Source organism: Citrobacter sp. Cpo103 (assembly GCF_030332605.1).
In the GTDB taxonomy this organism is placed as follows: Bacteria; Pseudomonadota; Gammaproteobacteria; order Enterobacterales; family Enterobacteriaceae; genus Citrobacter; species Citrobacter portucalensis.
The window spans coordinates 130,736-153,564 of sequence record NZ_JAOWHO010000019.1 but is presented as its reverse complement, the minus strand read 5'-3'; the positions used below and the strand labels follow the sequence as shown (position 1 = coordinate 153,564).

Below are 22,829 nucleotides of genomic sequence, written 5' to 3'. Positions count from 1 at the left end.
GGAGTACGACTATTGAGCAAGAAATCATCAAAAAAACGCCAGCCTCAGGTTGAGCCGAAAAAACAGGAAACAGTTACCTTCGGCTATGAAGAAATGCTGACAGAGCTGGAAGCGATTGTGGCCGATGCCGAACTACGGCTGGAAGACGAAGAAGCCGCCTGAACAGGCGGCTTAGACTTATGCCGGGTGGCGGCAACGCCTTACCCGGCCTATAGATTAATGTGCCTTACTGGCCATGATCTCAATAATCTGCTTGTCGGTTTCCTGCATTGAACGACACGCCAGCGCACACAGGTTAGCGATAGATTGTTCCACGTTATGCGCCACAATCCCTTCGTTGCCGGTTACAGCAGTATCATCCAGCGCCATCAGCACCGCTTTCCACGCCGCGGAAGCACTGGTTGAGACTTTCATCGCGCAGCTGTTTGAAGCGCCATCGCATATCATTCCGCTCACGTCGCCAATCATGCTGCTGATCGCCATCGCGATGGTGTTGTAGCGACCATCTACGATCCATGCCATCCCCGCTGCTGCCCCCATCGCCGCCGTGGTTGCTGCACACAGTGCAGACAAACGCGGAAGTTGATGATGGATGTAGATAGCGCTCAGATGAGACAACATTAGCGCACGTGCCAGTTTCTCCTCATCCGCGCCAAAGTGCTCGGCCACCACCATCACCGGAACAGTCGCGGTAATGCCCTGATTACCGGAGCCGGAGTTGCTCATGGCCGGCAGCGTCGCCCCGCCCATTCGCGCATCCGACGCCGCACTGGTACGGATCAGAATAGAGGTGGAGAGATCGTTCGCCAGCAGGCCACGCGCACACTGCTTCTCAAGCGTGGTTCCGATGTGCAAACCCCAGTTACCGCGCAGCCCTTCCTGAGACAGCGCACCGTTCAGTTTTGCCGCATCGAGGATAAAGCGGATTGACTCAAACGGTACCGCATTCACGAACTCCAGAATCTCTTCCAGCGAGGTGTGAGACAGTACCGCCAGCGGCGACTCCTGTTCCTCTTCCTGAGCATTCTGTTCTGTGGTGAACACTACGCCCTTATTGGTCTCGATGTGCACAATGTTGGTATGACCGCCCACAATCGTCACGCACGCCCATCCTTCAGCGCTGTAAACCTTCGCGCGGGAAAAGAGGATGTCCTCGCAAGGCTCCTGCAGCATCACCGCAACCTTGCCAGCGCTCAGCATCGCTTTCGCATCGGCGATCGCTTGTGGCGACGCATCTTTCAGTACCTCTAAACCGGCACGGGCATTTCCCCCCAGCACACCCAGCGCCGCCGCGACAGGTAACCCGACCATTCCGGTACCCGGCACGGTAACGCCCATGCCGTTTTTCATCAGGTTCGGTGAGACCCACGCGTCAATGCGTTCAACCGCGCCGTCCAGCTCAGAGGAGGCAACCGCCGCCGCCAGAGCCAGAGAGATAGGTTCTGTACAGCCCAACGCAGGCTTAACTTCTTCCTGCACTGCGCGGATAAAACTATCCCATAATGGATTCAATGTAGTCTCAAACATAACAACAACCTTTGCTCAAATATCTCAGGAAAATGCCAGGAACGGAGAAACGCACAACAGCAGGCCCGTGAAAATAATCAGATACAGGGAAGCGCCTTTGTATTTGTGCAGTGCAGGAACTTTGTAGACCAGCCAGGCCGGGATCAGACAACCCACCATGCCGAAGATAGGGCTACAAATAGAGGTGAAGCTCAGTACCGGCGCGTTGAGCACAATTGCGCTCCAGGCCAGCAGGATGGCAAAAATCATAATGCCGCGCTGAACAAAGGTTTCGTTGATTTTCTCAGCCGGCACATAGCGGCGCAGAATGTTCATCACGATCCCTTGAGTCGCTTCACGGAAACCTAAGTAGACGCCGAAGAAAGCGGTCATAACGGCGAAAATGTTCAGAATAACGCTGACGATTTTCACCCAGCCAGCACCCGCACCATTGATAAATTGCGCGGCAATCGCCAGAGCGGAAATGTTCTGCTCATAAGCTTTAACCGCTTCGTCGTGGCCCATCGCCAATGTGAAGGAAACAGCGTAGAAAAAGACGGTAACAAACAGAATACCGAACGCGATGTTCATGGCACGCAGAGCTTTATGGCGTGCCACTTCGATGGATTTGTTGCGTGAACGGTATGAGATAACCATCGGGCTTAAGGTCTGAATAAACAGAATCGAGGTCAGCGTAAACGGCAGAGTGATGATCGCATTTTTGATCAGCAGCGCCATCGGCGGCAGTGAACCTGCGTTATGCAGATGCCACATCCCTACCATCGACACGCCAAGCGCTGCCACAACCAGCAGCTTGGTCAGTACCATACCGGTGGAGATTTTAAACAGCATTTGTTCCCCGCGTGACGAGATAGCCACCAGGATGCAAATCAGTACCAGGCCATAGAACGGGCTGTCGGACAGTAAACCTTCCGTCACGCCAAACGTGTGCAGATAAGAGGCGCTGTCATTGGTGATGGCGGTGGAATAAACGAACATCCAGATAACCAGCATCACAAAATACAACGCACCTAACAGGATGCCCCAGTTCTTACCCAGATAGCCGCTGATCACGCTCGGGTAGTCTTTACACTCTGGGGACTCAGCCAGCGTGTTGATAAACAGGCGCTGGAACAGGTACATGGCTGGGTAACCGATGATAGAGGAGAGCAAGAACACCCACAGCCCCATCAATCCTACCTGGACAGGAAGAAAAACAATCCCCGCGCCAATTGCCATACCGATACTCATAATGACCCAGCCGGTATCCGTGCTGTCGAATTTAATAGCTTCGCGCCATTCGCTTTCGGTCATTCCCGCCCGACGTGCCGGAGCAGATGCGTCGAGTATTACGCTACTATTCGTTGCCGTTTCCATAATTTTCCGCTCAATTTGTAGGTAGAGGTTTTTATATTTTTTTCGTACTGCATCAATGCGATACGCAGTACTTAGGTGCAGGTGAGCTATTGGAGTAATGAAGAAATCATACGCGCAGGATCAGAGAAAAACTTCACAAACAAACCCCTGTAATTTCTAAAAGTTAAGAAATATTTTCTCTTTAAATACCGATAAATGTATTAAATTTCTGTTTTTGAAGCGGATCACAACAAAAAAAGGTGCGCTAAAGTGCTAATGTTTGTCAGTTAAGCATTATCGAGAACATGCGATTCTAGTTCAGGATTCCGTTCACCTCAGCGGTGTCATTTCTCTGAAACGCCGTTACCCGTGAACGTGCAAGGGAGGCTCATCGCCGCCTCCCTTGCAACCCAGGCTCCCGGCGGGAAAATCGTCGCTGCGCGATTCATTCGTCTTATGCCGTCTGCCTGTCGGGTCGGGGCCGAGCCTGCATCCCTGCAGGCCATCCCCTCTGCCCGCATCCCTGCGGGCAGCCCCGGTCAGCCGTCAACGCCTCATCGATTTTCAGCCGGACCGGGGTCATCGCTTCAATGCTCTGACTTCCAGTGAAACCCGTTTTGCTGTTTAAACAAAAAAACGCAGATGGTCAGGTGTGGGCTGGTCCGGCTGAAAATTGCCGACGTGTTTCCGTAAGGCAGGGAGAGCCAGCATGGATGCTGGCTCAGGGCGCGCTTTGCATGGATGCTACCTCGCGCCCGGCCCGGTAGCCTGAAGGAATAAGCGGAGAGTATTGCGCAGCAACAATTTTCCTGCCGGGAGCCGGGATTGTAAAGGGTGCGGCGATAGCACCCTTTACACGTTCACAGGAACCGGTACATAAGAGAAGCAATGAACATAAGGTGAACGGAACAATGCCTCAGATTCATCATCCTGGTCAGTGGATGTTGATTGATTCATTGCCGGATGGCGGCGCTTACGCCTTATCCGGCCTACAAACGCACCCTTTCATCTCAGGTACAAACCACTTTAATCGCCAGGCCACCGCGTGACGTTTCGCGGTATTTGTCGTTCATATCTTTGCCCGTTTCATACATGGTCTCGATCACTTTATCGAGCGAAACGCGTGGCTCAGATGTGCGACGTAGCGCCATACGTGCGGCGTTGACGGCTTTTACCGCGTTGATCGCATTGCGTTCAATACACGGTATTTGCACCTGTCCAGCAACCGGATCGCAGGTCAGCCCCAGGTTATGCTCCATGGCGATTTCCGCCGCAATACAAACCTGCGACGGGCTACCGCCGAGCAACTCGGTCAGCCCGGCAGCCGCCATTGAACAGGCTACGCCAATTTCACCCTGGCAGCCGACTTCAGCACCAGAAATAGAGGCGTTCATCTTATACAGCGCCCCTATCGCCCCCGCGGCCAGCAAGTAGCGGGCAATGGAGTTTGCATTCACCGGACGGCGGAACTTGTCGTAATAGGCCAGGACCGCAGGGATAATTCCACATGCGCCGTTGGTCGGTGCCGTCACAACCCGGCATCCGGCGGCGTTTTCTTCGCTCACGGCCAGCGCGAACATGTTGATCCAGTCGATAACGTTCATCGGGTCGCTGGACAGATTATCGCTGGAAACCAGCAACCGGCGTAATGCCACGGCGCGGCGCGGAACGTTCAATGGACCCGGCAGGACGCCTTCGGTGTTCATGCCGCGCTCGATTCCGGCGTGCATGACGTCCCAGATGGCGGCAAAACCAGCATCGATTTCTTCTTTGCTACGCATCGCCAGTTCGTTCTGCATCATCAGGCCGGAAACGGATAGCCCGTTGCGCTCGCACAATTTCAGCAGTTCGCTGGCGGAATGAAAATTGTAGGGCACGTGTGCTTCAACATCATGCGCCTGACCAAATTGCTCCTCTTCAACGATAAAACCACCGCCGACGGAGTAATAGGTTTTGCTTAATAGCGTCTCGGTGTCGTTCCATGCGGTGATACGCATGCCATTTTCATGGCGCGGCAGCGTTTCGGCGTGAAAGAGGATATTTTTGTCTGGGGAGAAATCGACAATATGCGTGCCCTCTGCAACCGGTAAACGTCCGGTACGGGCCACTTCCTGAGTAAAACCAGCGATAGAATCTATATTAACGTTTTGCGGACTGTTACCGGCCAGTCCCATCATGATGGCGACATCTGTCGCATGACCTTTTCCGGTCAGGGAAAGCGATCCATAAAGATCGACCACAATATGCGTAGCTTTGGGAAGTTCCCCGCTGCTGACCAACAGATCGATAAAGCTTTTACCTGCGTTCATTGGCCCCACGGTATGGGAGCTGGAAGGTCCAATGCCAATCTTAAAAATATCGAATGCGCTAATCATATCCACACCCTCGGATTGCCGTTCAGTGAAGACCAGGTTTCACACTCATTAAGGATCGGGGCGATCCTGAGATCGCCCCGCAAGGGATTACAGCGTGTCGCCACGTACGGCGATGGCTTCAATCTCCAGCTTCACATCCTTTGGTAAGCGGGCGACCTGCACGCAACTGCGCGTGGGGTAGATTGCCTTATGCTCATCAAAGAACTGCTGGTACACCTGATTAATGGTGGCGAAGTCGTTCAGGTCAGAAACGAAAACGGTCGTCTTCACGATATCGCTCACTTTCAAACCTGCAGACTCGACGATCGCTTTCACGTTCTCCAGGCTTTGACGTGCCTGATCCGCCACGTTTTCAGCCACTTCACCGGTCTGTGGACACACCGGGATTTGACCTGACGTCAACACCATGCTGCCCAGATCCACACCCTGTACGTAAGGCCCAATCGCCCCTGGCGCACATTCGGTTGCAATTACTTTTCTCATAGCCCCTCCAGCGTCAAAGCGCCTGGGTGAAAGTACGTGAAATAACATCCTGCTGCTGTTCGCGGGTCAGCGCGTTGAAGCGCACCGCATAGCCAGACACGCGGATCGTCAGGTTCGGATAGTTTTCCGGGTGCTCAATGGCATCCATCAACATTTCACGGTTCATAACGTTAACGTTCAGATGCTGACCACCTTCCACATGTGCTTCATGGTGGAAGTAACCGTCCAGCAGACCGACCAGGTTGGTTTTACGCACTCCATCCTCTTTGCCCAGCGCTGCCGGCACAATGGAGAAGGTGTACGAGATACCGTCTTTGGCATAGGTGAACGGCAGTTTGGCAACCGAGGTTAACGACGCTACCGCACCTTTGCGATCGCGGCCGTGCATCGGGTTCGCCCCTGGCGCAAACGGCGTACCTGCGCGACGTCCATCCGGCGTGTTACCGGTTTTCTGTCCGTACACCACGTTGGAGGTAATGGTCAGAATGGACTGCGTCGGCACCGCGTTACGGTAGGTTGGCAACACCTTAATTTTCTTCATAAAGCGTTCGACCAGGTCGCAGGCAATGCTGTCTACGCGCTCGTCGTTGTTACCGTATTGCGGATAGTCGCCTTCGATTTCGAAATCAACCGCCAGACCATTTTCATCGCGAATCGGTTTCACGCGAGCGTATTTGATAGCCGACAGAGAATCCGCCGCCACGGACAGACCCGCCATACCACAGGCCATCGTGCGATAGACATCACGATCGTGCAGCGCCATCAGCGAAGCTTCGTAGCTGTACTTGTCGTGCATATAGTGGATGATGTTCAGCGCGCTGATGTACTGCACCGCCAGCCAGTCCATAAAGTGGTCCAGGCTCTCCATCACGGTGTCGTAGTCCAACACGTCATCCATCAGCGGTGCCGTTTTCGGCCCGACCTGGATTTTCAGCTTCTCATCCACGCCACCGTTGATTGCATACAGCAACGTTTTGGCGAGGTTGGCACGCGCCCCGAAGAACTGCATTTGCTTGCCGATAACCATCGGGCTGACGCAGCAGGCAATGGCATAGTCATCGCTGTCAAAGTCGGCACGCATCAGATCGTCGTTTTCATACTGCAAAGACGAAGTGATGATAGACACCTGGGCGGCGTACTTTTTGAAGGCAATCGGTAGCTGCTCAGACCAAAGCACCGTCAGGTTCGGCTCAGGTGCCGGGCCCATGGTGTGCAGCGTATGCAGATAGCGGAACGAGTTTTTCGTCACCAGCGTGCGGCCATCCAACCCCATACCGCCGATAACTTCGGTCGCCCAGATAGGGTCGCCTGAGAACAAGGTGTCGAATTCCGGCGTACGCAGGAAGCGCACCATACGGATCTTCATAATGAAGTGGTCGATCAGCTCCTGCGCCTGCTGCTCATTTAACACGCCCGCTTTGAAATCGCGCTCAATATAAATATCGAGGAACGATGCGGTACGGCCCAGCGACATAGCGCCACCGTTCTGAGATTTCACCGCAGCCAGGTAAGCAAAGTACACCCACTGCACCGCTTCCTGCGCATTACGCGCCGGACGGGAGATATCGCAGCCGTATTTCGCCGCCATTTCCTGCATTTGCAGCAGGGCGCGACGGTGTTCAGACAGCTCTTCGCGCAGACGAATCGTGGCTTCAAGATTCTGGCCCCACTCCAGGTTCGACTGGAGATCGGCAAACTGCAGTTCACGCTCACGCACCAGATAGCGGATACCGTACAGCGCGACGCGGCGATAGTCACCGATGATACGACCACGACCGTAACCATCCGGCAGGCCGGTCAGCACCCCGGATTTACGGCAGCGCAGCATATCCGGAGAGTAGGCGTCGAAGACGCCCTGGTTATGGGTTTTACGCAGTTCAGTAAACTGGTATTCAAAATCAGCATCCATCTCACGACCATAAGCATCAAAAGAGCTTTTGATCATGTTGATGCCGCCAAAAGGATGCAGAGCGCGCTTGAGCGGCTTATCCGTTTGCAGACCGACGATTTTTTCCAGTTCTTGTTCAATATAACCCGCATCATGCGCGGTTATCGTGGTAGCAATATTGGTATCGAAATCAACCGGCGCGTGCGTCGAGTTTTCAATACGGATGCCCGCCATAACTTTTTCCCACAATGCAGTGGTCGCAGGCGTTGCTTCGGCGAGGAAAGATTCATCCCCTTCATAAGGCGTATAGTTGTGCTGAATAAAATCACGGACATTAATTTCTTCTTTCCAGTCCGTACCTTTAAAGCCATTCCAGGCCTCGGCATACAGCATATCGCTGGTATCGATATTTACCTTCATGAAAAATAATCTCTCTGCTGAAAATTAATTATGCAAATTCTACTGGTGTATTAATTTTGCCTAAGGCAATGGCATCACGTGCAATCATTTTCTCTTCATTTGTGGGAATTACCGCACAAATAACACGAGCATCTTTATTAGAGATAATTCTTTCGCCATGGGAATTTGGCAGGCTATTCATCTCGCTGTCGATATTCACACCTAAAACGGCAAGGTGTTCAATAACCAGACGACGAATTAATACCGAGTTCTCACCTATTCCACCGGTGAAAATAATCCCATCAAGACGATGCAGCGATGCGGCATGTCCGGCGATATGGCGTGAAATACGATGCACAAACGTTTTAATCGCCAGCTGCGCACGCTCATGTCCCTCGTGCCAGGCTTTTTCTAACGTACGTAAGTCAGAGGACAAACCGGAAATACCCAGTAAACCGGACTCTTTATTCACTACGCGCTCAAGGTCGCTCAGCGTCTGGTTGGTTTCGCTGGCAATCCACGCCATGGCGCCGAAATCGACGTCGCCGCTGCGTGTGCCCATCATCAGCCCTTCCAGCGGCGTCATGCCCATTGAGGTATCAACGCTCTGTCCATTACGTACCGCACAGATTGACGCGCCGTTGCCCAGGTGCGCCACAACCAGACCGGAGTCATCACTCTGCAGGTCGAGAAGCTCATGCGCTCGCTGAGAAACATAGCGATGCGACGTGCCGTGGAAGCCATAACGACGAACGCCCAACTCCTCAAAATATTTCCACGGTAAACCGTACAGATAGGCCTCAGGAGCCATCGTCTGGTGGAAGCTGGTATCAAATACCGCAACCTGCTGCACACCCGGGAAAAGGTGCTGAGCGGATTCGATCCCACTCAGGTTCGCATAATTATGTAGCGGTGCTAATGGTGATACCCGGCGAATATTATCGATAACTTCGTCAGTAATAATTGCTGATTCGGTAAAGATATTTCCGCCGTGGGCAATGCGGTGGCCAATTAAGGCCACGCTGTCCATTAAATTACGTTTCTCCAGTTCAACGGCAATTGCTTTTAATGCGTCTTCGTAGCTGTGGTGAGCCAGCTTAGCTGGCTCTCCTCCATTAATTGCTATGAACGCATTTTCAGAGTTAATACCGTCTGCAATTCCCGCCATTAAAACTTCACAGTTTGCTGCATCCAGCACTGAGAATTTAATGGAAGACGAACCACAGTTAATAACCAGTACTACCGGAAACTCATTCATTTCACTACTCCGCTCATCCTGAGCTTAAGGATTAAAACAGTTTGTAGACGATGTTCAGGATGGTCAGCAGACCAATCACGGTAACAAACACGTTATCCAGACGGCCACGGTATTTCGCCAGTGATGGCGCTTTACGGATGGCATACATCGGCAGCAGGCAGAGCAGAGAGGCAATAATCGGCGCGCCCATTGCTTCAATCAGGTCCAGGATGTTCGGGTTGGCGTAAGCCACAACCCAGGTGGAGCCCATGATGAAGATCATGCTGATGGTATTAAGTTTGCCGGCAGAAACTTTCGTTTTATCGCCTTTATAACCAAACTTCAGCACCAGACCGTTCAGACCTTCCAGCGTGCCCAGATAGTGGCCGAAGAAAGATTTGAAGATAGCAACCAGGGCGATGATTGAAGCACCGTACTCCAGAACGGTCGCGAAGGTGGACTTCGTACCGGACAGTGAAGCGAAGTGGTTTGCCAGGTAAGACAGTACTGGAATGTTCTGTGCTTTCGCATCCGCCATGTTTGCCGGAGACAGCGTGAACAGGCAGCTAAAGGCGAAGAACATAACCACGGCAACCATCAGCATACTGGCGCGAGAGATGATTTTAGAACACTTCTGCTCGGTGAACTCGCGACCAAAATCTTTCTCATACTCTTCACGTTTGGAGACCACGAAGGAAGAAACAATCGGTGAGAAGTTGAAAGAGAACACCATGATGGAAATACCCAGCCACACGGTAACCAGGATACCGTCATGGCCGGTCAGTGCGATATTGCTGAGATCAACCTGATCGATAACCGCAGAGTTCCAGTATGGGATCAGGGACAGAGAAATAAGCACCAGGCTGGCAATGAACGGCCATACCAGGTAGCTCATCACTTTAACCATCAGATCTTTACCAAACCAGATGACGAATGCCATCAACAGCAGCAGGAAGAGTGCCACGAAGCCACGGTTTAACGCTGGCATCTGCAGCTGGTTTTCCCAGAAGGTCATAAAGGTGTTGGTAATGGTGACGCCATAAATCCACAGCAGCGGACAAATCGCAAAGAAGTAGAGGAACGTGATAACCACGCCACCCGTTTTACCAAAATGCTCTTCAACCGTTTCTGTGATGTTGCCGGAAGGGTTAGAACCGGAAAGACACAGGCGTGCCAGCGCACGGTGGCAATAGAAGGCGATGGGGTATGCTAGCACCAGCATGATCAGAATGGGGATCAGTCCGCCAAAACCTGCGCGGATAGGGAAGAACAGCACCCCAGCGCCGATGGCTGTACCAAATAAACCCAGTGTCCAGGTGGTGTCCGATTTGCGCCAGGACGACTGTTTTGTCTGGCTGGATACAATGCTATCAGTAGTACTCATATCCTATCCTCAACGAAGTATATTAAGCGTCAACTAAACCAGTAATTTGAGATACACGAGAAAGGTCGATATTACCGCCAGAAATAATGCTGACTGTTTTTCTGTTCTGGATATAGCTATCTAATTTCCCGCTTAATAATGCTGCGCATGCCAGCGCGCCGGCACCTTCAGTCACAACTTTATTTCGCTGAATTAATGCCACCATGCTGTTGCGAATTTCGTCTTCGCTGACCAGGACAATGTCATCCACCAACTCACGAACAATTTCATACGTTAAAGTACCCGGGCGGGAAACGTCACAACCATCCGCCAGGGTGCCGGTCGTTCGGTGCGTGGTTATTTCTCCAGCGTGGAAAGAAGCCGCCATGCCGTGAACGTTTTCAGACTGCACGCCAATAATTTTAATGGTCGGGTTAATAGATTTAATTGCCACCGCAATACCAGCAATCAGTCCGCCACCGCCAATTGGCACAATCACGTTATCGACATCGTACAGATCTTCCAGAATTTCCAGACCAATAGTGCCCTGACCAGCAATAACTTTCGGGTCATCATAGGGTGGAATAAAGATACGGCCTTCAGTTTCCACAATCTCGCTAACCTTAGCGATGGTGTCGTTGAAGTTGTCGCCGTGCAGTACAACTTCTGCAGAATAATCGCAGGTTGCCGCTACTTTAGACTTCGGTGCGCCTTTCGGCATCACCACTTTGCCGTCGATTCCGAGCATAGCGCAGGAGAGAGAAACGCCTTGCGCATGGTTACCTGCAGAGCAAGCCACCACGCCCTTACATCTTTCAGCTTCGGTTAATGAACTGAGCTTGTTAAAAGCACCACGGATTTTAAATGAACCGGTACGCTGCATGTTTTCAAATTTGAGGAAAATTTCCCCTTTGCAACGTTCACTAAAATAGTTAGAGCGAGGCATTCCCGTTTTATAAATTTTCCCCGCAAGTCTTTTTTTCGCTTCGAGGATATCTTCAATTGCAACTGGGAGATCGTATGTAATGTGCATTAGAACCTCTTACCTGGGTATTAAAGTAAATAGATAGCCGTGACCATTGTCAGATATAGACAGATGGCGTTTATTTCGTGTTAAAAAAAATTCAATTTTTAATCAATTTCAATTAATTGCCTTCGTCTCCGACAATTATATGATGAATACTCTTTGGCTAATTCCACCAAAATAGATGCTGCTTTTTTAATTCGATAATTTTTCGACCACACGGCGGCATAACGCGCGACGGGTAAAGTTTCTTCTACCGGGATAGTAATAAACTGGTTTGAGCCAAACGGTGTGGTCATATCGCAGGGAATTACTGTTAAGAAATCAGCATTGAGAACAAGATTATAAATCGTAACGACAGAGTCTGTTTTAACGATGTTTTCACTGCTGATGCCATTATTCTGTAACGTGGTAAGAAGTTCGCTGTAGTACCCCATATTCGTTTGTGGCAACACCCACTGTTCGTTTTTCAACGCGCTCAGCGAGGTGATGCCGGTGCATGTTCGGGACTTGCTGGCAACCAGGATAAAGTCTGACTCAAAGAGCGGCTCAACGTGCAGATCATACAGTTTCATCTCATCACTCAGCGTACCGATGGCGAAATCCAGACGTCCGTCACGAATCGCCGGTAAGAAGGAGGAGAGCTGAGCTTCATACATAGAAACCTGCGCCTTCGGGAACACTTCTTTGAATTTCTTAATCATGCCGGACATGATGGTGAAGGCAATCAGTGAAGGAAAGCCAAACGACACATCAACGACCGCGTTGCTCGTCATGCTGTTCATCTCATCAACCATGTTTTTCATTTCACGGGTAATAGATTCAGACCATGAGAGCATCACCTGACCTGCCTGAGTCAATGTCACACCAGTATTTTTACGTACTACCAACTCAATACCAAAATAAGCCTCAACATCATTGATGATTTTACTGACAGCGGGTTGAGTTAAACCTAATTCTTTTGCAGCTGAGCCGATAGAACCGCTTCTAATGACTTCCTGAAAGACCACTAAGTGCTGTGTTTTAGGGAGTGTAATAGTATTCATATCGACCTGCGTTAATTACTTTGTTGACGGCAGGAAGTGTACCAAATTAAGCGAACAAGGATATGTGCTACCCCTCACAAATCCCCTTGACTTACATTTTGTAAGACTATCGTTAAAATTTAAATCACTTAATAATCATATAGATATGAATTATCGATCTCGCTTTATCCTGACTTTAATCAAAAAAAGATGGGGGGATAACGATTTTTTATGGCTATAACACCTCCATTTTTTCCACTATTTTTTAAAACCATGAAAGGCTATATTTCAATCAATTACAGAACAATTATCAGGCAAGATGGCGCTTAAATTTAATAAACAACTTATCAAATTTAATTATATTTTAATGATTATGGCGATTAAATAACGTTATGCATCACATTTTTTCGCCATATTTGTTTGTAAAGAAACATTACATTTATTAAAATTCAATCTAAAAAATACAAATAATTATCATACGTAACATTATATTAACACTGATTTTGTGCAATTTATTAGCAAGTAATTTTGTGATGGAGATCGATTGCGTTCGATTATTCTCGATAAAAACGTATCGCGCAGCGTTTTGTGTTGGTCGTCACAAAATTAGAAATATCCACCGACACATTCCCCTCAGATAAAATAAATTCGGTGCATAAATAATAGGGATATAAAAACTAGATAAGAAGGAAATAAGCGCCTGCATCCTCGAAAACCAATCTCAATGCTCGCTGTAAAACCTCTGCCGGATGGCGGTGTAAACACCTTATCCGGCCTACAAAACCAGTCTCTCCCCCAGTAGGCCTGATAAGCACAGCGCCATCAGGCATGGCAACCGCCAAGAAAGCAAAAACCTCACCGAAGTGAGGTTTTATAAAGAGTGAAGCTGAACGATAAGCCGCGTTCTTTTGAGCATAGCGTCGTGGACAGTCATTCATCTGGCTTACCCAGAAAGCAAAAACCCCGCCGAAGCGGGGTTTTATAAAGAGTGAAGCTGAACGATAAGCCGCGTTCTTTTGAGCATAGCGTCGTGGACAGTCATTCATCTGGTTTACCCAGAAAGCAAAAACCCCGCCGAAGCGGGGTTTTATAAAGAGTGAAGCTGACCGATAAGCCGGGTTCTGTCGTGGACAGTCATTCATCTAGGCCAGCAATCGCTCACTGGCTCAAGCAGCCTACCCGGGTTCAGTACGGGCCGTACCTTGTGAACCCCTATTTGGCCTTGCTCCGGGTGGAGTTTACCGTGCCACGGACTGTTACCAGCCGCGCGGTGCGCTCTTACCGCACCCTTTCACCCTTACCTGATCCCACTTGCGTGGGCCATCGGCGGTTTGCTCTCTGTTGCACTGGTCGTGGGTTTCCCCCCCAGGCGTTACCTGGCACCCTGCCCTATGGAGCCCGGACTTTCCTCCCCTCCGCCCGTCTCCCCCGAAGAGGACGACGACGAAGCGGCGACTGTCTGGTCAGCTTCGGCGCGCAGTATAGAGGGTTTGCGGGGCAATGTCACCCCGCACTGCGCATTCCTATCGCTAACGTGGCAGCGATGTTTCTTGAGGCGCGATAAATATTATCAAATGCCCCACGGAAGGCCTCTTCCAGCGTGCTGATGCTGGTCAATACGCTAAACACCGCATCGATACCATATTGATGCACTACCTCCACATCGCGCGTCAGGCTACCACCAATACCAATAACCGGCTTGTGGTACTTCTTCGCGACATTCGCCACGCCGACCGGCACTTTGCCGTGAATGCTCTGGCTGTCGATCCGCCCTTCTCCGGTCACCACCAGCGTACAGTCGTGAATATGCTCTTCCAGATTGAGCGCCTGGGTCACAATCTCGATACCGCTGCGCAGCTCGGCGCCTAAAAAAGCCATTAACGCCGCGCCCATTCCGCCTGCCGCACCGGAGCCTGGCACATCTTTCACATCGACCCGCAGCGATTTTTTAATGATGTCGGCATAATGAGACAGATTACGGTCCAGTTCGAGAATGCGTTCTTCCGTTGCCCCTTTCTGCGGGCCAAAAATGCGCGAAGCGCCAGAATCGCCGATGAGAGGATTAGTCACATCGCAGGCCACGCGAATGGAACAGGTTTTTAAGCGCGGATCCAGACCCGAGATATCGATGGAGTTCAGACTCATCAGGCTTCCACCACCGTAGCCAATCTCTGTCCCGTTGGCGTCGCAAAGTTTTGCCCCCAGTGCCTGCACCATACCCGCGCCACCGTCGTTGGTCGCACTGCCGCCGATGCCAATAATGATGCTCTGCGCACCGCTATCCAGCGCCTGCAAAATCAACTCTCCGGTACCGCGTGACGTAGTGACTAAAGGGTTGCGCTTTTCAGGAGGCACCAACGCCAGACCGCTGGCTGCCGCCATTTCGATAAACGCGGTTTTACCATCTCCAGACATGCCCCAGCAGGCATTCACTTTTTCGCCCAGCGGCCCCGTTACTTGCGCTGAATGTTCACTCCCTTGCGTCGCGGCAATCATGGCTTCAACCGTTCCTTCGCCGCCATCGGCAACCGGAACAGAAACATATTGCGCATCGGGGAAAATTTCCCGAAATCCTTTTTCTATTGCCTGAGCTACCTCGGTGGCAGAAAGGCTTTCTTTATAAGAGTCTGGGGCAATTACGATTTTCATAGTTATGTAGCCTGACTGTGCCGCGCAAGGCAAGAAATACAGGGCGCACATCCGCGCCCTTCTTGTTAGCGAGTGACTTCCACTTTCGCCAGTTTTTCGTAGTAGCATGCGAGCGCACTGTGATCGGCAGTACCCAATCCATCTGCGCGTAGCGCCTGCATCATCTCCATGACTGCTGCAGTCAGCGGCAACTGAGCGCCAACGCCATGAGAGGTATCCAGCGCGTTCGCCAGGTCTTTGATATGCAGGTCAATACGGAAACCTGGTTTAAAGTTGCGATCCATCACCATCGGCGCTTTCGCATCCAGCACGGTGCTGCCTGCCAGCCCGCCACGGATCGCCTGATACACCAGATCCGGATTCACACCCGCTTTGGTCGCTAGCGTCAGCGCTTCAGACATCGCGGCAATGTTCAGCGCCACAATCACCTGATTCGCCAGCTTGGTGACGTTACCCGCGCCAATTTCACCGGTATGTACCACGGAGCCTGCCATCGCTTTCAGCAGATCGTAGTACTTGTCGAAAATCGCTTTATCGCCGCCGACCATCACCGACAACGTGCCGTCAATCGCTTTTGGCTCGCCGCCGCTGACCGGCGCATCCAGCATATCCACGCCTTTCGCTTTCAGCGCATCGCTAATTTCACGGCTGGCTAACGGCGCGATGGAGCTCATGTCGATAAGCACTGTGCCCGGTTTCGCCCCTTCAATAATGCCGCCTTCACCCAGTGCCACTTCCTTAACATGCGGAGAGTTCGGCAGCATGGTGATGATCACATCACACTGCTCAGCGATATCTTTCGCCGTGGCGGCGGTTTCAGCGCCTGCGGCAATTACTTCCGCAATGGATTCCGGGTTACGATCAGCAACCACCAGCGAGTAACCTGCCTTGAGGAGGTTTTTACTCATTGGTTTACCCATAATACCGAGGCCAATAAAACCAACTTTCATTGTCATGTCTTTATCTCTCTCTACTGTCGATGGTGGTTATTTCTTAAAAGAATCAGCCAGTTTCTGCGTGGCTGAACGGAACACGCCAAGGTCGCTGCCAACGGCAACAAACGTCGCGCCCCACTCCAGATAACGACGCGCATCCGCCTCTACCGGGGCCAGAATGCCGCTTGGTTTGCCGTGTGCTTTCGCGCGGGCAAAAATGTGCTGGATAGCTTTCTGCACATCAGGATGTGACGCATTGCCGAGGTGGCCTAGCGCCGCGGCCAGATCGCTTGGTCCGACGAAGACACCGTCAACGCCTTCTGTCGCCGCGATTGCGTCAACGTTATCAACGCCCTGCTGACTTTCGATCTGCACGATGATGGTGATGTTCTTATTCGACTGCGCAAAGTAGTCCGGTACGGTGCCAAACATATTGGCGCGATGGGATACGGACACGCCACGAATACCTTCCGGCGGATAGCGGGTCGACGCCACAGCGTTAACCGCTTCTTCTTCCGTCTCAACGAACGGGATCAGGAAGTTGTAAAACCCGATATCCAGCAGGCGCTTGATAATCACTGGCTCGTTGGTTGGTACACGCACTACCGCCGCGCTGTCGCAGCCTTTCAGCGCCATTAATTGCGGAATAAACGTCGAGATATCATTCGGCGCATGTTCGCCATCCAGTACCAGCCAGTCAAAACCTGCCAGGCCTAAAACTTCGGTACTGATTGGGCTGGCCAATGCAGACCAGCAGCCAATCTGAATTTGTTGCGCCGCGAGGGCCGCTTTAAACTTATTCGGGAAAATCGTGTTATTCATCGCCTATACCTTTGTTTATTTCTGCAATTCCATACGTTTAATGTCACCGACAATAAACAGGTAGCAAACCATTGCCATCAGCGCCGAGCACCCTACAAACATCAGCGCAGCATTAAATGAGTGCAGCTCGCTCACCAGATACCCAATCACCAGCGGGGTGACGATGGAAGCCACGTTGCCAAATACGTTAAATACCCCACCGCACAGACCGACAATCTCTTTCGGCGCGGTATCGGAAATCACCGGCCAACCCAGCGCGCCGAAACCTTTACCGAAGAAAGCCAGCGCCATCAGCGCCACCACAAGAGCGGTATTATCGGTGTAGTTACACAGAATAATGGTCGATGCGAGCAACATGCCGAGCACTATCGGCAGCTTTCGCGCCAGGGTAATGCTGAAACCACGTTTAATCAGATAATCAGAGAACACGCCGCCGAGCACGCCACCGAAAAACCCGCACAGTGCCGGAATCGAAGCCACCATGCCCACTTTCAGGATCGACATACCTTTTTCCTGAACCAGGTAAATCGGGAACCAGGTGAGAAAAAACCAGGTAATTGTGTTGATAAAATACTGGCCAAAGAACACACCAAGCATCATACGGTTCGTGAGCAACTGCTTGATATAATGCAGTTTAGGACCACCTGACTTCACATCGCCCGGCTTTTTATGGTCCATATCCACGACCGCGCCGTTTTCAGAGATAAACTTCAACTCTTCTTGCGACATGCGCGGGTGATCGGTTGGGTTATGAATAAACTTTACCCACAGTCCGGTAAGCACAAAACCAATCACGCCCATTACGGTAAAGACGTGCTCCCAGCCCCAGGCGAAGGTCAGCCAGCCCAGCAGCGGGGAAAACAGCGCCAGGGAGAAATACTGTGCAGAGTTAAAAATCGCAGATGCCGTACCGCGCTCTTTCGTTGGGAACCAGGCCGCCACGATACGGGCATTAGCCGGGAAGGATGGCGCTTCCGAGAAGCCCAGCATAAAGCGCATGATGAACATTGAAATACCCGCCCAGGCCAGCGGGAACATGTCCACAAAGCCCTGCAGGAAGGTAAACAGTGACCAGAAGAACAAACTGTAGGTGTAGACTTTCTTAGAGCCGAATTTATCCAGCAGCCAGCCGCCGGGGATTTGCATCAACAGGTAAGCCCAGCCGAAGGCGGAGAAAATGTAACCCATTGAGATGGCGCTGAGATGTAACTCTTTCGCCACTTCAGTTCCGGCAATAGACAGCGTCGCACGGTCCGCATAGTTAACGGCTGTAACAATAAATATTATCAGCAATATTAAATAACGGGTGTGCGTACCTTTCTTTTTCTCGACAACTGTATCCAATATCATTCTATTTACCTCGGGCACATAAAAGGTTTTTATTATTATTTTGTGGGTATTTCTCGTGATAAATTACCGATAATAGAAATAGATAATAATTTATCAGGCGTTATGAAACCGTGATTTAGTATAATCATCAACACAACGTTAATCATTGTTCAAACGCTCATTAAACTAGCGTTATTTAATTAATGTTTTGGGCATATGCACATATGCCTGGGCGCTAATGCACACATTTACGTATTGCTACCCCTGGCGACGCGGCCTTGCTGAGTTTAAGTGATCATCATCACATTCTTCACGTTAAACTCCTGACATTCTTATTTCACGATACCGAATCTTTATTACTTACAATTAGATTCAAAATATAAATATCCACACTATTATCACCACCTTGTTGGAGAATACTGGACAATGGCCGACATCGAAATCAGACAAGAATCGCCAACGGCGTTTTATATTAAAGTTCACGAAACAGATAATGTGGCGATAATTGTCAATGACAATGGTCTGAAAACCGGAACGCGTTTTCCGGACGGACTGGAACTCATTGAACATATTCCCCAGGGTCATAAAGTGGCGCTATTGGATATTCCTGTTCATGGCGAAATCGTGCGCTATGGCGAAGTGATAGGCTATGCCGTTCGCCATATCCCACGTGGCAGCTGGATTGATGAATCAATGGTTGAGCTGCCCAAAGCCCCGCCGCTGGAGACGCTGCCGCTGGCAACTAAAGTGCCAGAGCCGCTGCCGCCTCTTGAGGGTTATACCTTTGAAGGTTACCGCAATGCTGACGGTAGCGTAGGTACCAAAAATCTGCTCGGCATCTCCACCAGTGTGCACTGCGTGGCGGGTGTGGTGGATTATGTGGTGAAAATCATTGAGCGCGATCTGCTGCCTAAATACCCGAACGTTGACGGCGTGGTGGGGCTCAATCATCTGTACGGCTGCGGCGTGGCGATCAATGCTCCAGCCGCCATCGTGCCGATTCGCACCATTCACAATATTGCGCTTAACCCGAATTTTGGCGGTGAAGTGATGGTCATCGGCCTCGGTTGCGAAAAACTGCAGCCTGAGCGGCTGCTGGAAGGCACGCACGATGTGAAAAGTATTCCAGTCGACAGCGCCAGTATCGTCAGCCTGCAGGATGAAAAGCACGTCGGCTTTCAATCGATGGTCACCGATATTCTGCAAGTGGCCGAACATCATCTGGCAAAGCTCAATCAGCGCCAACGTGAAACTTGCCCGGCTTCAGAACTGGTGGTCGGCATGCAGTGCGGCGGTAGCGATGCGTTTTCCGGCGTGACGGCCAACCCGGCGGTGGGCTATGCCTCCGACCTGTTAGTACGCTGCGGCGCGACCGTAATGTTCTCTGAAGTAACAGAAGTGCGCGATGCCATCCACCTTCTGACCCCACGTGCGATTAACGAAGAAGTCGGTAAACGCCTGCTCGAAGAGATGGCCTGGTACGATAACTACCTTGATATGGGCAAAACGGATCGCAGTGCCAACCCTTCTCCGGGCAACAAGAAAGGCGGTCTGGCAAACGTGGTGGAAAAGGCGCTAGGTTCGATTGCCAAGTCTGGCAAGAGCGCGATTGTCGAAGTATTGTCGCCGGGTCAGCGTCCAACCAAACGTGGCCTGATTTACGCAGCAACCCCCGCCAGTGATTTTGTTTGCGGTACACAGCAGGTCGCTTCCGGGATCACCGTGCAGGTGTTCACCACTGGTCGCGGTACGCCGTATGGCCTGATGGCCGTGCCGGTGATTAAAATGGCGACACGCACCGAGCTGGCCAACCGTTGGTTTGACCTGATGGACATTAACGCAGGTACCATCGCCACCGGAGAAGAAACCATTGAAGATGTGGGTCTGAAACTGTTCGAATTTATTCTCGACGTCGCCAGCGGGCGTAAGAAAACCTTCTCGGACCAGTGGGGACTGCATAACCAGCTGGCGGTGTTTAACCCGGCGCCAGTGACCTGATTATCTACCGTATTTTCTTAATGAGCATGCCTTCGGGCATGCTTTTTTTTCGCCGCAACCTTTCGTAAACCTCCCATTTCTTTCGAAACTTTCATTTATCAGATCGAAATCACAAAAAAACGTTACGAAACCCTATACTTTATTTCGAAGAAAGAAATCGAAAGACTTCGGAGGAAGTATGTTTATCATCTCAAGCAAAATGATGCTGAAGAAGGCGCAGCAAGAAGGCTATGCCGTACCGGCGTTTAACATTCACAACCTGGAGACCTTACAGGTTGTCGTGGAAACAGCAGCCGAACTACGCTCTCCGTTGATCGTCGCCGGCACACCTGGCACTTTTAGTTATGCCGGGGTCGGTAACATCGTTGCAATCGCCAGTGAACTGGCAAGAAGCTGGAACCATCCTCTCGCCGTCCATCTCGATCACCATGAAAGCGCCACCGATATTGAAGCGAAAGTCACTACAGGCATTCGCTCCGTGATGATCGATGGTTCCCATCTGCCGTTTGCCGACAACATTGCATTAGTTAAACATGTAACAGACTACTGCCACCGCTATGACGTTAGCGTTGAAGCTGAGCTGGGACGGCTGGGTGGGCAAGAAGATGACCTAATCGTGGACGGAAAAGACGCGCTATATACCCACCCAGAACAGGCTCGGGAGTTCGTGGAAAAAACGGGTATCGACTCACTGGCTGTCGCGATTGGCACAGCTCATGGTCTGTATAACGCTGAACCTAAACTGGATTTCGATCGACTAGCCGAGATTCGTCAGCACGTTGATATCCCACTGGTTTTACATGGCGCATCTGGCCTGCCTACACATGATATTAAGCGCGCAATCTCCTTAGGGGTCTGCAAAGTTAACGTCGCTACCGAACTTAAAATCGCCTTTGCCGGCGCACTCAAAACCTACCTGAGCGCACATACCGATGCGAACGACCCACGGCATTACATGATGCCAGCAAAAGCGGCCATGAAAGAGGTAGTACGTAAGGTGATTGCCGACTGCGGCTGCGAAGGAAAGTTGTAATTGATTAATTAATTCGAATTGTACGGGTTCTGACAAAGGTCTGTTTTTAAAGCTGGATCACGAAAGATGCTTTTACCCTTTGCCTTCAATCCAAAAATATTATGAAGATAAACAAAAGATATCGGAGATAGAAGTGAAAGAAATAATCTCTCGTCATAAAGCAGGTGAGCATTTAGGTATTTGTTCTGTTTGTTCAGCCCATCCGCTGGTTATTGAATCTGCATTACGTTTTGATCTCAATACGAACACGAAAGTTCTAATCGAAGCGACCTCTAATCAGGTTAATCAGTTTGGTGGTTATACCGGGATGAAACCCGCTGATTTCCGTGACTTTGTCTATAGCATCGCACAAGCGGTTGGTTTTCCTCGCGAAAGGCTGATTCTGGGTGGCGATCATCTCGGCCCTAACTGCTGGCAAAACGAACCTGCGGCAGAAGCGATGGAAAAATCCGTAGCCTTAATCAAAGCTTACGTTGCCGCAGGGTTCAGCAAAATCCATCTTGATGCTTCGATGTCCTGTGCTGACGACCCAACGCCGTTAGATCCAATGGTTGTTGCCCAGCGAGCAGCCGTACTTTGCCAGGCCGCAGAAACAACGGCAACCGAAGAACAGAAACACCATCTGACTTACGTTATTGGAACAGAAGTTCCCGTACCAGGCGGAGAAGCCAGCACCATTGGCACCGTTCATGTCACACGCGAAGAAGATGCCGCCCGGACACTGGAAACCCATCAGGTTGCCTTCCGCGCATTAGGGCTTGAAGAGGCGTTAACTCGTGTAATCGCCATTGTGGTTCAACCCGGCGTCGAGTTCGATCACACCCAAATCATTCACTACCAACCACAAGCAGCAGAAGCGCTATCCGCCTGGATAAAAGAGACACCAATGGTCTACGAAGCGCATTCTACCGATTATCAAACCCGCCAGGCATACCGTGCTCTGGTACGCGATCACTATGCAATATTGAAAGTGGGTCCGGCACTCACCTTTGCCCTGCGCGAAGCTATTTTTGCTCTTGCGCAAATGGAAAATGAACTGATCTCCCCAGAACAACGGAGCCGGGTTCTGGAAGTAATTGACGAAGTAATGTTGAATGAACCGGACTACTGGAAAAAATATTATCGCCCAACCTGGAGCCAGGCGATGGTCGATATTCACTTCAGCCTCTCCGACCGTATTCGTTACTACTGGCCGCATCCCCGCATTCGTCAAAGTGTAGAGAAATTAATCACCAACCTTAATGACATCGCTTTACCACTGGGACTCATTAGCCAGTTTATGCCCGTGCAATTTGAACGCCTGACTGAAGGGACGTTAACCGCCACACCACACAATCTGATTATCGACAAAATCCAGGACGTTCTGCGCGCCTATCGCTTTGGTTGCGCACCAGTAATTGCCTGAAA

Annotated in this window: 17 protein-coding genes and 1 other RNA gene; 4 read left to right on the top strand and 14 right to left on the bottom strand. The window is 50.9% G+C overall.

The window, feature by feature from the left end; all coding sequences use genetic code 11:
- Positions 1-12: 12 nt before the first annotated feature.
- A complete protein-coding gene (locus OGX89_RS01835) occupies positions 13-162 on the top strand; it encodes a protein YhaL (RefSeq protein ID WP_003828578.1) in 150 nt (49 codons plus the stop codon).
- A gap of 54 nt (positions 163-216) precedes the next feature.
- On the opposite strand, the gene OGX89_RS01830 is transcribed toward OGX89_RS01835, so the two are convergent.
- The 14 genes from OGX89_RS01830 to garP form a co-directional block, all read right to left on the bottom strand.
- A complete protein-coding gene (locus OGX89_RS01830) occupies positions 217-1,527 on the bottom strand; it encodes an L-cysteine desulfidase family protein (protein ID WP_126956994.1) in 1,311 nt (436 codons plus the stop codon).
- 24 nt (positions 1,528-1,551) lie between these two features.
- On the bottom strand, positions 1,552-2,883 hold the full coding sequence (locus OGX89_RS01825; protein WP_126956992.1) for an SLC5/6 family protein: 1,332 nt from the start codon (positions 2,881-2,883) through the stop codon (positions 1,552-1,554).
- Between the two features lie 989 nt (positions 2,884-3,872).
- Entirely contained in the window at positions 3,873-5,237 is a 1,365-nt protein-coding gene (gene tdcG, locus OGX89_RS01820) for an L-serine ammonia-lyase (RefSeq protein ID WP_003828583.1), read from the bottom strand.
- Between the two features lie 87 nt (positions 5,238-5,324).
- Positions 5,325-5,720, bottom strand: a complete 396-nt coding sequence (locus OGX89_RS01815; protein WP_003828585.1) for an enamine/imine deaminase — start codon at positions 5,718-5,720, stop codon at positions 5,325-5,327.
- 13 nt (positions 5,721-5,733) lie between these two features.
- Positions 5,734-8,028 carry a 2-ketobutyrate formate-lyase/pyruvate formate-lyase gene (tdcE, locus tag OGX89_RS01810; RefSeq protein WP_003828587.1) on the bottom strand — a complete coding sequence of 765 codons (2,295 nt, stop codon included), beginning with the start codon at positions 8,026-8,028 and terminating at the stop codon, positions 5,734-5,736.
- 28 nt (positions 8,029-8,056) lie between these two features.
- Entirely contained in the window at positions 8,057-9,265 is a 1,209-nt protein-coding gene (tdcD, locus tag OGX89_RS01805) for a propionate kinase (protein ID WP_003828589.1), read from the bottom strand.
- 31 nt (positions 9,266-9,296) lie between these two features.
- Positions 9,297-10,628: a threonine/serine transporter TdcC gene (tdcC, locus tag OGX89_RS01800; RefSeq protein ID WP_003828591.1), complete on the bottom strand. Its 1,332-nt coding sequence runs from the start codon at positions 10,626-10,628 to the stop codon at positions 9,297-9,299.
- A 22-nt stretch (positions 10,629-10,650) separates the two neighbouring features.
- Positions 10,651-11,640, bottom strand: a complete 990-nt coding sequence (gene tdcB / locus OGX89_RS01795) for a bifunctional threonine ammonia-lyase/L-serine ammonia-lyase TdcB (RefSeq protein ID WP_003828594.1) — start codon at positions 11,638-11,640, stop codon at positions 10,651-10,653.
- A 98-nt stretch (positions 11,641-11,738) separates the two neighbouring features.
- Positions 11,739-12,677, bottom strand: coding sequence for a transcriptional regulator TdcA (gene tdcA / locus OGX89_RS01790; RefSeq protein WP_126956990.1), 939 nt, complete (start codon positions 12,675-12,677; stop codon positions 11,739-11,741).
- Positions 12,678-13,750: 1,073 nt separating this feature from the next.
- An RNA gene (gene rnpB / locus OGX89_RS01785) (RNase P RNA component class A) lies at positions 13,751-14,127 on the bottom strand.
- Positions 14,128-14,159: 32 nt separating this feature from the next.
- The gene (gene garK, locus OGX89_RS01780) at positions 14,160-15,305 is read right to left on the bottom strand and encodes a glycerate 2-kinase (RefSeq protein ID WP_032934186.1); all 1,146 of its coding nucleotides are present in this window, start codon (positions 15,303-15,305) and stop codon (positions 14,160-14,162) included.
- Between the two features lie 65 nt (positions 15,306-15,370).
- Complete coding sequence (garR, locus tag OGX89_RS01775; protein WP_003828600.1) at positions 15,371-16,261, bottom strand: 2-hydroxy-3-oxopropionate reductase; 891 nt, start codon at positions 16,259-16,261, stop codon at positions 15,371-15,373.
- A 30-nt stretch (positions 16,262-16,291) separates the two neighbouring features.
- On the bottom strand, positions 16,292-17,062 hold the full coding sequence (gene garL / locus OGX89_RS01770) for a 2-dehydro-3-deoxyglucarate aldolase (RefSeq protein WP_063941599.1): 771 nt from the start codon (positions 17,060-17,062) through the stop codon (positions 16,292-16,294).
- A 15-nt stretch (positions 17,063-17,077) separates the two neighbouring features.
- Complete coding sequence (gene garP / locus OGX89_RS01765) at positions 17,078-18,412, bottom strand: galactarate/glucarate/glycerate transporter GarP (protein WP_003828604.1); 1,335 nt, start codon at positions 18,410-18,412, stop codon at positions 17,078-17,080.
- A 405-nt stretch (positions 18,413-18,817) separates the two neighbouring features.
- Between garP and garD the strand changes: the two genes are divergently transcribed.
- The 3 genes from garD to gatZ all read left to right on the top strand — a co-directional run bounded on the left by garD (position 18,818) and on the right by gatZ (position 22,827).
- The gene (garD, locus tag OGX89_RS01760; protein ID WP_126956988.1) at positions 18,818-20,389 is read left to right on the top strand and encodes a galactarate dehydratase; all 1,572 of its coding nucleotides are present in this window, start codon (positions 18,818-18,820) and stop codon (positions 20,387-20,389) included.
- Positions 20,390-20,567: 178 nt separating this feature from the next.
- The gene (locus OGX89_RS01755; protein ID WP_063941601.1) at positions 20,568-21,422 is read left to right on the top strand and encodes a tagatose bisphosphate family class II aldolase; all 855 of its coding nucleotides are present in this window, start codon (positions 20,568-20,570) and stop codon (positions 21,420-21,422) included.
- Between the two features lie 133 nt (positions 21,423-21,555).
- Positions 21,556-22,827: a tagatose-bisphosphate aldolase subunit GatZ gene (gene gatZ, locus OGX89_RS01750; RefSeq protein ID WP_003828612.1), complete on the top strand. Its 1,272-nt coding sequence runs from the start codon at positions 21,556-21,558 to the stop codon at positions 22,825-22,827.
- Positions 22,828-22,829: the final 2 nt, after the last annotated feature.

Bases quoted from the DNA above. Each gene is read 5' to 3' on its own strand.
- garP (WP_003828604.1), bottom strand. From the start codon at position 18,412: ATGATATTGGATACAGTTGTCGAGAAAAAGAAAGGTACGCACACCCGT.
- OGX89_RS01815 (WP_003828585.1), bottom strand. From the start codon at position 5,720: ATGAGAAAAGTAATTGCAACCGAATGTGCGCCAGGGGCGATTGGGCCT.
- OGX89_RS01755 (WP_063941601.1), top strand. From the start codon at position 20,568: ATGTTTATCATCTCAAGCAAAATGATGCTGAAGAAGGCGCAGCAAGAA.
- garD (WP_126956988.1), top strand. From the start codon at position 18,818: ATGGCCGACATCGAAATCAGACAAGAATCGCCAACGGCGTTTTATATT.
- tdcC (WP_003828591.1), bottom strand. From the start codon at position 10,628: ATGAGTACTACTGATAGCATTGTATCCAGCCAGACAAAACAGTCGTCC.
- tdcB (WP_003828594.1), bottom strand. From the start codon at position 11,640: ATGCACATTACATACGATCTCCCAGTTGCAATTGAAGATATCCTCGAA.
- tdcE (WP_003828587.1), bottom strand. From the start codon at position 8,028: ATGAAGGTAAATATCGATACCAGCGATATGCTGTATGCCGAGGCCTGG.
- tdcG (WP_003828583.1), bottom strand. From the start codon at position 5,237: ATGATTAGCGCATTCGATATTTTTAAGATTGGCATTGGACCTTCCAGC.
- tdcD (WP_003828589.1), bottom strand. From the start codon at position 9,265: ATGAATGAGTTTCCGGTAGTACTGGTTATTAACTGTGGTTCGTCTTCC.
- garR (WP_003828600.1), bottom strand. From the start codon at position 16,261: ATGACAATGAAAGTTGGTTTTATTGGCCTCGGTATTATGGGTAAACCA.
- garL (WP_063941599.1), bottom strand. From the start codon at position 17,062: ATGAATAACACGATTTTCCCGAATAAGTTTAAAGCGGCCCTCGCGGCG.
- OGX89_RS01830 (WP_126956994.1), bottom strand. From the start codon at position 1,527: ATGTTTGAGACTACATTGAATCCATTATGGGATAGTTTTATCCGCGCA.
- tdcA (WP_126956990.1), bottom strand. From the start codon at position 12,677: ATGAATACTATTACACTCCCTAAAACACAGCACTTAGTGGTCTTTCAG.
- OGX89_RS01825 (WP_126956992.1), bottom strand. From the start codon at position 2,883: ATGGAAACGGCAACGAATAGTAGCGTAATACTCGACGCATCTGCTCCG.
- garK (WP_032934186.1), bottom strand. From the start codon at position 15,305: ATGAAAATCGTAATTGCCCCAGACTCTTATAAAGAAAGCCTTTCTGCC.